Origin of the sequence: Actinoplanes couchii, from assembly GCF_016862075.1 — a bacterium.
GTDB classification, from domain to species: Bacteria; Actinomycetota; Actinomycetes; order Mycobacteriales; family Micromonosporaceae; genus Actinoplanes; species Actinoplanes couchii.
On record NZ_BOMG01000111.1, the window covers coordinates 23582 to 36347 of the forward strand.

The following is a 12766-nucleotide window of genomic DNA, read 5'->3' on the forward strand; positions in this document are numbered from 1 at the left end:
CGTCTCGGACGGGTCACTTACAGAGCAGGCGCTCCATCCGGCGCCCGGCGATCCACAACCCCAGACCGGTCAGGATCAGGAGATAGAGCACATCGAGTACGTGGACCGGCTCGAGCGGCCCCAGGCTGATGCCCCGGATCAGGTCCACCGACCGGTACAGCGGCGTCACCTCGACCAGCCAGCGCAGCACCGCCGGATAGGCGGTCGCCGGGACGAACGTGCCGGAGAACAGGAACAGCGCGAACTGCCCCGCGATGATCAGATCGAAGTCCTGCCAGCTGCGCAGCACCGTGGAGATCGCCATCCCCAGCGCGCCGAACGCGAAGCCGATCAGCACGGTGGCCGGGAAGGCGAGCAGGGCCCGGCCCGCGGTGGTCAGGTCCATCAGCACCATCACCACCAGGAAGGCGGCGGAGTAGAGACTGCCCCGGATCATCGCCCACGACAGTTCACCCAGGGCGATCTCGATCGGCCGGACCGGGGTCGCGAGCATCCCCTCGTACAACCGCGCGAATTTCATCTTGCCGAAGAAGTTGAAGGTCGTCTCGTTGAGCGCGCCACTCATCGCCGACGCGGCCAGCATCGCCGGCGCCACGAACTCGGAATAGCTCACCACCCGGCCGCCGGGCAGCGCGATGTCGCCGATCAGCGCGCCCACCCCGACACCGATGGAGAACAGGTAGAGCACCGGCTCCAGGAAGCCACCGAGCATGGCCAGCCAGTACGCGCTCTTCAGCGCCGCCACGTTGCGGCCCGCGACGGCGGCGGACCGCCGGGCCAGGGTCGTCGTCAGCACGTCACACCACCAGCCTGGTCCGGTAGCGCCAGACCGCCAGCGCCCACCCGGCGGCGCACCACAGCGCCAGGTAGGCCACGTGCCCGAGCGCACCCACCCCGAGGTCCAGGCCCAGCGTCGCGGCCCGGCTCAGATCGACTCCGTGCGCCAGCGGCAGGGCGTAGGCGGCCCACTGCAACGCCTCCGGCAACGCGCTGATCGGGAAGAACACCCCGGAGAAGAGCGACATCGGCAGTACGGCGAACCGGATCAGCACCGTCAGCATGGTGTCCGAGCCGACACTGGCCGTGTACGCCATCACCGGCGCGGCCACCGACAGCCCCAGCAGCACCGAGATCGGCAGCACCGTCAGCGACCACAGCGAGCCCAGCGCGCCGAAGACCGCCGCCACCAGCAGGAACGCGATCACACTGAGCAGCACCCGGACCATCATGAACGCCAGGTGCCCACCGATGATGTCGGCGATCCGCAGCGGGGCCGCCGACTGCGCGAAGTAGCTCTTCACCCACTCGAAGCAGGCCCGCACCGGCCAGGTCGCCTCACCGACCGCGGTCTGCACGGCGGTCGAGGCGATCAGGCCGGGCACCATCCACTCCAGGTACGAGTGGCCGTCGATGCCGCCGGTCACGTACGCGCCGACCCCGACACCGAACCCGAGCATGGTGAGCAACGGCAGCACCAGCGAGGAGAGCACGCTGGAGCGCCAGGTGCGCCGATAGTTGACCAGGTGGTATTCCAGGACGTAGGTCATCGTCAGTCCACCAGGGTCCGGCCGGTCAGGTGCAGGAAGACGTCCTCCAGGCTGCTGCGGCGCACCAGCGAGCCGGCCGGGTCCAGCGACCGCCGGTGCACCTCGGCCAGCGCCGCGTCGCCGTCGGTCACGTAGAGCAGGATCCGGTCCGGCAGCACCTCCAGGCGCTCGCCGACACCCTCCAGCTTGCCGACGTAACTCCCCTGGTCGTCGGGGAACCGCAGCTCGACGACCTCCCGCGTGGAGTACGCCTCGATCAGCGCCCGGGGCGAGCCCTCGGCGACGATCTTCCCGCCGTCCATCACCACCAGCCGGTCGCAGAGCTGCTCGGCCTCGTCCATGTAGTGGGTGGTCAGCACCAGCGTGACACCCTGCTGCTTGAGCCGGAACAGCCGCTCCCACACCAGGTGCCGGGCCTGCGGGTCCAGGCCGGTGGTGGGCTCGTCGAGCAGCACGATGTCCGGCTCGTTGACCATGGCGCGGGCGATGGTGAGCCGCCGCTTCATGCCCCCGGACAGCGGCTCCACCTTGCTGCCGGCCCGCTCGCCCAGCTGGACGAAGTCGAGCAGTTCAGCGGCCCGTTCCCGCGCGACCTTCCGGGGGATGCCGAAGAACCGGGCGTACGTCGTCAGGTTCTCCAGCACCGACAGCTCGGGATCCAGGTTGTCCAGCTGCGGGCAGACACCGAGCCGGGCCCGGATCCTCGGCCCGTCCCGGCGGGGATCCATGTCGAGGATGCGCAGCACCCCGTCGGTGGGCGGGGAGACACACCCGATCATGCGCATGGTCGAGCTCTTGCCCGCGCCATTCGGACCCAGAAAACCGAAGGCCTCACCCGGTTGTACGTCTACATCGATACCGTCGACCGCGGTGAAGTCACCGAACCTCTTGATCAGCCCGCGCGCGTGGATGAGAGATGTCACGCACCGACCCTACGGACCGGGTCCGACAGTTTCAGTCAGCCGGTTCGAGAGTGGAGCGTGCCGCACCGACCAGTTCGCCGGTCGCCTCGACGATCTCGGCCCGGTCCACCGGGGTGCCCGAGTCGTAGCGCACCGCCCAGCTCAGCCCGTCCCGCCCACTGACCCGGCGGCCGACCACCCGGACCGCGCCCGCGGCCAGCTCGTGATGCGTCGTGTACGCCACCGACCGGGTCACCCGGGCCCGCACCTGGTCCGGCACCTCCCCCGGCTCCAGCAGCAGGAACGACACCACCGGGCCGTCCACCAGAACCGTGTAACCCTCCCGGTCCTCGGCCACCTCGGCCGGGGTGATCCGCAGCTCCCGCCCGGACCACGCCACCTTGTGGATCTCGTGCCAGCCCAGCCGCCCGGCGCCCGGCAGCCACAGCCCGTGGTTGGTGGCCACCACCACGTCGGCCGACTCGGCGACCGTGCACCACGCCACCACCCGCTCCTCGGGCCCCAGCGCGGGCCGGGACTCGGCGGGAAGCTTGGGTCGCCGTCGGAAGAGCTTCACATCTCACCTGCCGCCTGGTTACGCAGTGCCCGCGCCTGCTGTTCGAGCGAGACGAGCTCGCCCGCCAGCGCAAAATACTCGTCCCGATGGGAGATCGGGTTGAGCCGCTGCACCTTGGACTTGAGATCCCGGATCCGGGTGGCCACCGCCCCGCTCTGCAGCCGCGCCAGGGTCACCTGCACATAGCGGGGTTCGACCTGCCCGTCGACGTAGAGCGGCTCCACCGCCAGCTCGCCGACCAGCATCTGCCCGCCCATGTCGGTGCAGGCGTCCCGGACCTTCTCGATCCAGACCACCCCGCCGGTCGCCGACTGGACACCGCCGGCCTCGGCGATCGCGTCCCGGACCGCCTGCAGCACCGCGTCGCCGTAGTTCTCCGCGCCGACCGCGTCGAACATCGGCCCGGCCAGCACCGGCTCCTGCAGGGCCAGTTTCAGCGCCTCCCGCTCGACCAGCCGCTGCGGCGAGTCCGGGGCGCCCTTCGCCCGGGGCGCCGGCTGCTGGGCCGCCGCCTCACCGCGCAACGCGTTGTTCACCGCCCGCTGCACCGGCTCCAGGTCCATGCCGAGATCGCCGGCCAGTTTCCGGGCGTACTCCGGGCGCTTCTCCCGGTCCTTGATCTTGGCGACCAGCGGCGCGGCCTTGCGCATCGCCTCCACCCGGCCCTCGACCGTGTCCAGGTCGAACCGGCCGATGGTGTGCCGCAACGCGAAGTCGACCAGCGGCTCCCGGCCGGCGATCATGTCGCGGACCGCCAGATCACCGCGGGCCAGCCGCAGCTCACACGGGTCCATGTTGCCGGGCGAGACCGCGATGAACGTACGCCCGACGAACCGCTGGTCCTCCTCGAACGCCCGCAACGCCGCCTTCTGCCCGGCCGCGTCCCCGTCGAAGGTGTAGATGATCTCGCCGGTGAAACTGTCGCTGTCCATCAGCAGACGCCGCAGCACCTGGATGTGATCCACGCCGAACGCCGTGCCACAGGTCGCCACCGCGGTCGGCTCGCCCGCCTCGTGACAGGCCATCACGTCGGTGTACCCCTCGACGATCACCGCCCGCCCGCGCTTGGCGATCTCCCGCTTCGCGTGGTCCAGCCCGTACAGCACGTGCGACTTCTTGTAGATCGGCGTCTCGGGCGTGTTCAGGTACTTCGGGCCGTCGTCGTCGTCGAACAGCTTCCGCGCGCCGAACCCGATCACGTCACCGGTCACGTCCCGGATCGGCCAGAGCAGCCGCCGCCGGAACCTGTCGATCAGCGACCCGGACCGGGCGTGCTTGGACAACCCGGCGGTGACCAGCTCCTCCGCGGTGAACCCCGTCAACCGCAGGTGCTTGCTGAGCGCGTCCCAGCTGTCCGGGGCGAACCCGCAGCCGTAACGCTCCGCCGCGTCCCGCCCGAACCCGCGCTCGGCCAGGAACTCCCGGGCCTTGCGCGCCCCCGGCGTGCCCAGCTGCTCCCGGTAGAACTCGACGGCGGTGGCGTGCGCGGCGAGCAGCCGCTGCTTCTGCCCCGCCTGCGGACGCGGCCCGGCCGGCCGGCTGTCGTCGGTGTCGTACCGCAGCTGGATGCCGGCCTTGCCGGCGAGCCGCTCCACCGACTCGATGAACGACAGGTGCTCCGCGTCCATCAGGAACTTGATCGCGTCGCCGCCCTGCCCGCACCCGTGACAGAAATACACGTTGCGATCTGGGGAAACGTTGAACGATGGTGTCTTCTCGTCGTGGAAGGGGCAGAGCCCCTTCATGTTGCCGCCGCCCGCCGACCGTAGCGTCACCGTCTCGCTGATCACGTCGACGATCGAGGTCCGGTCGCGGACCACGGCGATGTCCTCGTCCTTGACCCTGCCCGCCACGGCATACATCCTGCCTCGTTCGGGCGGCCGGCCGCCAGCAGGGTCCTCCCCGCGTCAGTGGCGTTTCTCCACCAGGTCCCGGTGCCAGGCCGTGGCGGCGTGGTCGGTCAGCGACGCGACCTGGTCGATCACCACCCGCAGGGCGGCCGCGTCGTCCGCGGCGGCCGTGTGCAGCGGATGGAAGAGCGGATCCAACCGCTGCGGCGTACGGGTGAGCACGTCGACCAGCTCGGCCAGCATCGTCCGCTGGCGTTCGTAGCGCTGCTCGGCCTCGCGGGACTTCATCACGTACCGGAAAGCCATGCCCTTGAGGAGCGCGCACTGGTCCCGGACCGTCCGCGGGACGACCAGATCGGCCTGGTAACGGCGTAACGGTTCGACACCGTGGTGACTCTGGGTGGCGCCGACCGCGGAGGCGACGAACCGTCCGGTCAGCACGCTCGTCATCCGTTTCAGGGCGGTCAGCGAGTGGTAGCCGCCGTCGTAACCGGCGACCGCGGCCACCGCCGGGTCGGCGAGCAGCTGTTCCAGGGCGTGTTCCAGGTCGTCGCGGGACTCCGAGGAGTAGGTGGCGGCCACGTCGGCGCACAGCTCGGCCCGTTCACCGGCGTCGGTCAGCAGATCACCGAACGTGATGTAACCGCCGTGCACCCCGTCCTCGACGTCGTGCACCGAGTAGGCCACGTCGTCGGCCCAGTCCATCACCTGGGCCTCCAGGCACTTGCGCTCGTCGTCGCGGCCGTCGCGGAGCCACTCGAAGACCGGCCGGTCGTCGGCGTACACACCGAATTTGCGTTGTCCCGGCTTGCGGAACCACGGGTACTTGGAGCAGGCGTCCAGGGTCGCCCGGGTCAGGTTGAGGCCGGCGCCGGGCACCTTCGCCTCCAGCCTGGTGATCACCCGCAGGGTCTGCGCGTTGCCCTCGAAACCCCCGCAGGACCGGGCCGCCTCGTCCAGCGCGGCCTCGCCGTTGTGCCCGAACGGCGGGTGCCCGAGATCGTGGGCGAGACCGGCCACGTCCACCACGTCCGGGTCGCAGCCGAGCCGGGCGCCCATCTCCCGGGAGATCTGCGCCACCTCCAGCGAGTGGGTGAGCCGGGTGCGCAGGAAGTCGTCCGACCCGGCGGTGTGCACCTGGGTCTTGGCCGCCAGCCGCCGGAACCCGGCCGAATGCAGCACCCGGGCCCGGTCCCGCTGGTACGGGGTCCGGCCGTACCCGCTGTCCTTGGCGGGTTCCGTGGTCCATCGCTGGGCGTCGGCCGTCATGATCGCAAGAATAGGTGCCCGCGGCGGCGGAACGGGCTCGGACAGCGCACCCACCGTGCGACGACCGCACTCGATACGTCCCCCAGGATGACGACCGTGATTCCTGGTTCCCCGGCGACCGCTTCGATGCGGCGCCTGCTCACCGAACTGGGCGAGACCGGCCGGACCGGGGCGCTGCACGTCGGCGGCGCCCCGGGCGGGGTGCTCTACCTCGTCGCCGGCCGCATCGCGTACGCCGAGTCGCCGGCCAGCCCCGGCCTCGGCGAACGACTGATCTCCTCGGGCCGGCTCGCCCCACGGACGTGGCGGGCCGTGCACGCCGAGGGCCGCGGCAGTCATCAGGTCGGCCGGGTGCTGCTGCGCGACGGCTGGCTGGGGCGCAACGAACTGGCGCTGCGGGTGATGACGGTCATCGTGGACACCACCCACGTGCTGTTGCAGCAGGCCGCCGCGCCGGCCCGGTTCGCGCCCGGGGAACGGCACTGGCTCGGCGAGACGGCCGGGCTAGAGCTGGTCTCGCTGGGCCATCTGATCGCCGCGCGCCTGCGTGCGGTACCTCATCCACGAGGCCGGCGTAAACGAGTGACGGCTACACGACCATGACGCACACCACGTGCGACTTCCACTCGCACGGTCACCGGAGGATGGCCCACGGTGGCGGGCGGTAAGTGCCCGAACGGGACCGAAGCGCTGAGGGAGTGAAGTGCCCGGCGTCGACCACTGTCTACAGGAGGCCATGACGATTCCTGGCGCTGTCGGGGCCAGCATCGTCGACTACACCACGGGCTTTCCGGTCGCCACGACCGGAGCCGCTCCCAACTCCGACCACGAGGCCGCGGCCGCCGGTACGGCCGAGGTGGTCCAGGCCGCGACCAGCCGCTCGCTGTTCGTCTCGGCGATACCGCACGACCTGCTCGAAGACCTGATCATCACGACCGCCGGGGGTTACCACCTCCTGCGCCTCGTCCCGACCGAGTTCGACAGCCGCCTGGTGCTCTACGTGTGGCTGGACCGGGTCCGCGGCAACCTCGCCGTGGCCCGCCGCAAGATGCAGCGCCTGGCCGACGAACTGGTCGCCAGGCAGTGACCCGAACCCTGCTCTACCGGGAAGGAGCGAGCGGTGAGCCCGACGAGGACCGCGGCCGCGCCCGGAGACCTGCTCCTGCAGGCCTCCGACACGCGGCAGACCGGTGCGCTGGTGGTCGCCGGGAATCCCGGCGGCGCGGTCTACCTGGTCGAGGGCCGGGTCATGTACGCCGAATCACCCGCCGCCCCCGGGGTGGGCGAGTTGCTCACCTCGTCCGGGCGGCTGGCCGGGCGCACCTGGCAGCAGGCGCTCGACATCGGTGGCACGACCGCCCGGGTCGGCCGCCTGCTCGTCGAACAGGGTCACCTCACCCAGGGCGAGCTGGAGCTGTGTGTGCTCGGCTCGACCTACGACGCGGCGTACTTCGTCCTGTCCGACCGGTCCGCGCCGGCCGAGTTCCGGGCCGGGGCCACCCACTGGCTGGGCCAGGTCGTGCACATCGACGCAGCCGCCGTCGATCACGAGGTGGGACGCCGGATCCAGCTGCTCGACGACATCTTCCCCAACCCGCGGATCGACGTGGCGCCGGTCATCCCGGTGAGCCGGCCGCCCCGCGAACGCATCACCGTCACCGCGCCGCAGTGGGAGCTGCTGGTCCAGGCGGACGGGCAGCGCACCCCGGCTGACCTGGCGCAACTCCTCGGCCGGGCCGGGTACGCGATCATCCAGGAGCTGCGCCGGATGGCCGCGGCCGGGCTCATCGAGCTCCCCGAGGAGCGGGTGCCGGACACGCCGGAGTTCGTCCGGCTCCCGCACCCGCGCGGTGGGTCGGCGCCGCTGGACCGGCCCACGGCGGGCCGTTCCTCGGCGGCGCCCGTCAGCCCACCGGTGGTTTTCGTGCCGGACCCGACACCTGCTCCGGCCCCGATTCCAGAGCTCGGTGTCCCGGAGATTCATATTCCGGAACCGCACCTCCCGGAACCTCGCATTCCGGAACCGCACATTCCGGAACAGAACGCCGGGCCGAACCGGCCCCGGCTGGCCCGCCGAAAACCCGGTGCCAAGCTGCCCAGAGAGTTCGCCGACGAGGGCCCACAGGTACACCAGGGCACCGATGAGGTCCTGCTCAAGCGCATCCGCACCGCTTTGAGGGCACTGCGGTGACCCGCGCACCCCCTATGCAGACGAAGGAGCGAGGAGAAGTGACGGTGGATCCGGCGGTACTCGAGGAACTCGGTCGCCTGCGCACCAGGGTGCCGGAGCTGTCCGGCAGCGTCCTCGCCACCGCCGACGGGCTCGTCATCGCGCACGACTCGCACGGCATCGAACCGGACACGCTCGCCGCACTGGCCGCGGCCCACCTGGCCCTGGCCCGGCGGTTCGCTCACGCGGTCAACCACGGTGACCTGCGGGAGTCCGTCGTCGAATGCGACGGGGGTTACATCACGTCCTACACCGCGGGGCCCAACGCCCTGCTCACCGTCGTCACCTCGGGCAACGCGAACCTCGCCATGGTGCACCTCGAGGCCCGCCGGTGCGTACGCCGGCTGGTCCGGGTCCTCGCCCTGGAGACCGCGCCCTACCTGCGTCCCGAGATCCCCACCCAGGCCGCACCGGCGACTCCGCTGGCCCGGCGGACCCCGATGGCCACCCTGCCGAACGTGGTCCGCCGTCGCCAGGCGACCGGCTGACCCGGCCGAATCACCATCCCACCCGATATCGGAGGAATCATTCCCATGGCTGACATGGAAACCGCACTCAAAGAGATCATGGAGATCGACGGCTGCATCGGTGTCGCGCTCGTCGACCACACCAGCGGCATGGCCCTCGGCACCCTCGGCGGCGGCAAGGAACTCGACCTGACCGTCGCCGCCGCCGGCAACACCGACGTGGTCCGGGCCAAGCTGCGGGCGATGGAGATGCTGAACCTGTCCGAGAAGATCGAGGACATCCTGATCACGCTGGACTCGCAGTACCACATGATCCGGCCGCTCACGAGCCGCTCCGGCAAAGGCCTGTTCCTGTACGTGGCACTGCGCCGCGACCGCGCCAACCTGGCGATGGCCCGCCACCAACTCCGCCGCATCGAGAACGACCTGGACGTCTGATCCCCCTGGTGGGGAGGCCGGCATCCCCTCCCCACCACCGGCGGAAAAGCACACGAACAGGTGACTGGTACAACCTTGCTCAGCGCCTATAGTGAAACGCGAGACGAAGCTCCATGCCGGCCGGCCGAGCGAAGGCAAGGTCGAGGTCGTCGGCAACGGGGTCCAGCTGATCCTCGCGCAGCTGGAGACGCTGATCGGCCGGGAGAACCCCAACTAGCGATGGAACGTCGGTGACGTCAATTGCCCGGTCGTCGCCGCCCGGTGGGGAGGGTCGCACCACCCTCCCCACCCTGGGGCCTCCCGCGTCAGTTGCCGGAGGGACGTGCCGCCGCGCCTGGCGGGGCAACTACCATCTCTGTTCATGAGCGCCCGGGACATCATCGAAAGGGTGCGGTCCGGTTCCCTCGACCACGAGGACGCACTGGACATCCTGACCGGCACGGCTTCTGCCGACGTCGACGCCGCGTTGCGCGCGGTTCTGAGCCGTGAGTTCGAGCGGCTGTTCAGCAACGGCTGGCAGCCGGTCGAGCTGTACCGGGCGGTCGCCCGGCGCGGCAACCCGATCCAGGCGCGCGCGGTCGCCGACGCCGCCGGGGACTTCCTGCGCGGGCGCTCCCCGGTCGACGACAGGTGGCGGACACAGGCCGACTCCCTGCGTACCGCTGGGGAAGGCCGTAAGCCGGACCGGATCGCCGTCCTGGACGCCTCGCTGGGTCTGCTGGCCGAGATGCGGCTGCTGCCGGCCATCGAGGTCCTGATCCCGCCGCCCGGCACCCCGTTGAAGAAGGTGCGGCACCACTCCGACGACCGGATCCTGAACCGGGTGCGGGCGCTGCTGGCGAAGGCGGAGGGCACCGAGTTCCCGGCCGAGGCGGAGACGTACAGCGCGAAGGCACAGGAGCTGATCACCCGGTACCGGATCGAGGAGATCACCGCGCCGGCCGTGGACGTGGTCCCGTTCGCGCGCCGGATCGGGGTGGATCACCCTTACGAGGGCGAGAAGGCCGGGCTGCTGGACGCGGTGGCGCAGGCCAACACGTGCCGCACGGTCTGGTCGCAGGAGCTGGGGTTCAGCACGGTCTTCGGGTTCGACGCCGACATCGACGCGGTCGAGCTGCTCTACACGTCGCTGCTGGTGCAGGCGAACCGGGCGATGGTGCGGGACGAGAAGAACGTACGAAAGCCGCGGTTGAAGGCTTTTCGCCGGTCGTTCCTGGTCTCCTACGGGGTGCGGATCGGCGAGCGGCTGCGGCAGGTCGTCGATCAGGAGATGAGCGGGCACGGCGACCTGCTGCCGGTGCTGCGCAGCCGCGAGACCCAGGTGGTGAAAGCCCTGGACAAGGCCTTTCCGCGTACGGTCCGGGTGCGCGGCAGCCGGGTGGACAGCCTGGAGGGGTGGGAGTCCGGGCGGGCCGCCGCCGACGAGGCGCAATTGCGTTGACGGGTGCGGCAGACTGGGGGCATGGATCCCGGTTGACGCTGACTTCTCTACGCGGTGCACGCGCTGCAGGGCAGCGTGCTCCTCTACCCGGTCTATGCGCTGCTCTTCGCGGATGCCGGGCTCACCACCGGCGAGATCTCGTCGCTGTTCGTCATCTGGTCGGTGGTCACGTTCGTCTGCGAGGTGCCCAGTGGCGCGCTCGCCGACGTCTGGTCACGTAAGCGGCTCTACGCGCTCGGGCAGATCGTCACGGCCTGTGGGTACGGTCTGTGGCTGCTCTGGCCGGCGTACCCCGGCTTCGTCCTGGGGTTCGTGCTCTGGGGTCTCGGTGGCGCGTTCGCGTCCGGTTCCCTGGAGGCGCTGGTCTACGACCGGCTCGGTGACGGCGTCGCCTACAGCCGGGTCATGGGCCGGGCCCGCACCGTCGACCTGCTGGCCATGCTCGCGGCGACGCTGCTGGCCACCCCCGCCTACCTGACCGGCGGTTATCTCCTGGTCGGTGCGGTCAGCGCGGCGACGGTCACCGCGGGCGGTCTGCTCGCGCTCCGCCTTCCCGAGCAGAAGCCGCTTTCCGGTACGGATGACGAGCCCACCGGGAGCATGTGGCGATCCGGTCTGCGCGCCGCGGCCCATCGCCCCCGGGTGCTGCTCGTGGCGATGCTGGTGCCCGGATTCAGTGCCCTGGACGAGTACCTGCCGCTGCTGGCCCGGGAGAAGGGCGCGGCGACTCCGGTCGTACCGCTGCTGTTCGCCCTGACCGCCCTGGCCATGGCGGCCGGAAGCGCGCTGGCCGGACGTCTCCCGCCGCGCACGTCGCGCCCGCTGGCGACCGCGCTGTCGCTGGCCGCGGTCCTGCTGGCCGGTGGCGCGCTGATCCCGCACCCGGCCGGAATGATCCCGGTGTCGGCGGCGTTCGGCCTGCTCCAGTTCGCGATGGTGCACGCCGAGACCCGCCTGCAGGACGCCATCACCGGCCCGGCCCGCGCGACGGCCCTGTCGGTGGCCGGTTTCGGGGCCGAGGTCTGCGCGGTGACGCTGTACGCGACGTTCGCCCTGCCGACCCCGATGCCCACCCTGTTCGCGGCGATGGCGCTACCCCTGCTGGCGACCGCCCTGCTGACCACCCGCCGATGACGGGCACCCCCGGCTAGACGGCGGTGGCCTGGCCCCAGACGTCCACCACGTCCCAGATTGCGGCGTCGGGGGTGGTTCGGGGTGGGCGGGGTAACGGGGCGAAACGTTCGTGGGGCCAGCCCTCGGGTGGGCGTACCGCGGCGGCCTCGTCGTCTCGGGCTGCTCGTTCCAGCAGGGTGCACAGGGTCAGGCGGAGGACCGGGTGGGTGGCCTGCGGGTGGTCGCGGAGCAGGGTTTCCGCCTCGGCGGTGCGGTCGCGGGCCTGTAGGAGCAGGGCCAGGGCGGATGTCGCGTACAGCTCGTCGGGGTAGGCCCGGAGCAACTCCTCGGCGTCGTCCCAGCGCTCGCCGGCTGTCAGAGCCCGGATGGTGTACATCGGATATTTCAGGAAGTACGGCCACGGGTTGCCCATGGCCAGGGCCTCCCGGAACCTGGTCATCGCCTCGTCGTAGGCGCCTGACTCGGCCAGCAGGGCGGCCGCCCGTTCCAGGGCGCGGGCGTCCGCGGGGAAGCGGCTGACCAGGGCGGACTGGAAGCAGGCGCCGGCCGCCGGGTCGAACCTCTGCATCGCCAGGTCGACGAGGCGGGACAGCTGGTCGCGAGGGGCGGACGTGGCCAGGCTCTCCCGTACCGCAATCGCCTCGGTCTCTTGACCTTGATCGTGGAGAAGCGCCGCCAGCAGGGGCCAGGCCTCGGTGTCGCCCCGCTCCAGCCGCTCGCGGAGGGTGGACTCGCCCTGCTCCTCCGCCTCGATCAGCAGCGGCGAACGGTCGCGCCGGTCCGGCTGGGAACCGGACGTGTGGGGCGAAAGGAGCTTACGGAGACGATCCAGCATTCGTGGGATCCTATGCGGCCGGACATTTACCTGGTGGACCGCGCTCTGGGAACCGATTGATACGGTCGAGCCCGCA

Annotated in this window: 15 protein-coding genes; 8 read left to right on the plus strand and 7 right to left on the minus strand. The window is 70.9% G+C overall.

Annotation, left to right across the window (positions count from 1 at the left end):
- Window positions 1-13: 13 nt before the first annotated feature.
- The 6 genes from Aco03nite_RS44990 to Aco03nite_RS45015 are packed head-to-tail and all read right to left on the minus strand — an operon-like array spanning window position 14 to window position 6145.
- A complete protein-coding gene (locus Aco03nite_RS44990) occupies window positions 14-796 on the minus strand; it encodes an ABC transporter permease (RefSeq protein WP_239145962.1) in 783 nt (260 codons plus the stop codon).
- A 1-nt stretch (window position 797) separates the two neighbouring features.
- Window positions 798-1547: an ABC transporter permease gene (locus Aco03nite_RS44995; RefSeq protein ID WP_203807874.1), complete on the minus strand. Its 750-nt coding sequence runs from the start codon at window positions 1545-1547 to the stop codon at window positions 798-800.
- A gap of 2 nt (window positions 1548-1549) precedes the next feature.
- On the minus strand, window positions 1550-2470 hold the full coding sequence (locus tag Aco03nite_RS45000; RefSeq protein WP_203807876.1) for an ABC transporter ATP-binding protein: 921 nt from the start codon (window positions 2468-2470) through the stop codon (window positions 1550-1552).
- A gap of 31 nt (window positions 2471-2501) precedes the next feature.
- Complete coding sequence (locus tag Aco03nite_RS45005; protein WP_203807878.1) at window positions 2502-3026, minus strand: hypothetical protein; 525 nt, start codon at window positions 3024-3026, stop codon at window positions 2502-2504.
- A complete protein-coding gene (gene dnaG / locus Aco03nite_RS45010; RefSeq protein ID WP_203807880.1) occupies window positions 3023-4888 on the minus strand; it encodes a DNA primase in 1866 nt (621 codons plus the stop codon). The genes Aco03nite_RS45005 and dnaG overlap by 4 nt, the downstream gene beginning before the upstream one ends.
- Before the next feature lie 45 nt (window positions 4889-4933).
- On the minus strand, window positions 4934-6145 hold the full coding sequence (locus Aco03nite_RS45015; protein WP_203807882.1) for a deoxyguanosinetriphosphate triphosphohydrolase: 1212 nt from the start codon (window positions 6143-6145) through the stop codon (window positions 4934-4936).
- An 87-nt stretch (window positions 6146-6232) separates the two neighbouring features.
- Between Aco03nite_RS45015 and Aco03nite_RS45020 the strand changes: the two genes are divergently transcribed.
- The 8 genes from Aco03nite_RS45020 (at window position 6233) to Aco03nite_RS45050 (ending at window position 11855) form a co-directional block, all read left to right on the plus strand.
- Entirely contained in the window at window positions 6233-6748 is a 516-nt protein-coding gene (locus Aco03nite_RS45020) for a DUF4388 domain-containing protein (protein WP_203807884.1), read from the plus strand.
- A gap of 133 nt (window positions 6749-6881) precedes the next feature.
- Complete coding sequence (locus Aco03nite_RS45025) at window positions 6882-7232, plus strand: roadblock/LC7 domain-containing protein (RefSeq protein WP_239145963.1); 351 nt, start codon at window positions 6882-6884, stop codon at window positions 7230-7232.
- 33 nt (window positions 7233-7265) lie between these two features.
- Window positions 7266-8336 carry a DUF4388 domain-containing protein gene (locus Aco03nite_RS45030; protein WP_203807888.1) on the plus strand — a complete coding sequence of 357 codons (1071 nt, stop codon included), beginning with the start codon at window positions 7266-7268 and terminating at the stop codon, window positions 8334-8336.
- A 38-nt stretch (window positions 8337-8374) separates the two neighbouring features.
- Window positions 8375-8863, plus strand: coding sequence for a roadblock/LC7 domain-containing protein (locus tag Aco03nite_RS45035; RefSeq protein ID WP_203807890.1), 489 nt, complete (start codon window positions 8375-8377; stop codon window positions 8861-8863).
- A 45-nt stretch (window positions 8864-8908) separates the two neighbouring features.
- On the plus strand, window positions 8909-9280 hold the full coding sequence (locus Aco03nite_RS45040; protein WP_203807892.1) for a hypothetical protein: 372 nt from the start codon (window positions 8909-8911) through the stop codon (window positions 9278-9280).
- 91 nt (window positions 9281-9371) lie between these two features.
- On the plus strand, window positions 9372-9497 hold the full coding sequence (locus Aco03nite_RS54425; RefSeq protein ID WP_275415972.1) for a hypothetical protein: 126 nt from the start codon (window positions 9372-9374) through the stop codon (window positions 9495-9497).
- Between the two features lie 144 nt (window positions 9498-9641).
- Window positions 9642-10721, plus strand: a complete 1080-nt coding sequence (locus Aco03nite_RS45045; RefSeq protein WP_203807894.1) for a DUF2786 domain-containing protein — start codon at window positions 9642-9644, stop codon at window positions 10719-10721.
- 54 nt (window positions 10722-10775) lie between these two features.
- Entirely contained in the window at window positions 10776-11855 is a 1080-nt protein-coding gene (locus Aco03nite_RS45050; RefSeq protein WP_203807896.1) for an MFS transporter, read from the plus strand.
- Window positions 11856-11868: 13 nt separating this feature from the next.
- On the opposite strand, the gene Aco03nite_RS45055 is transcribed toward Aco03nite_RS45050, so the two are convergent.
- A complete protein-coding gene (locus Aco03nite_RS45055) occupies window positions 11869-12690 on the minus strand; it encodes a tetratricopeptide repeat protein (protein WP_203807898.1) in 822 nt (273 codons plus the stop codon).
- Window positions 12691-12766 lie beyond the last annotated feature (76 nt).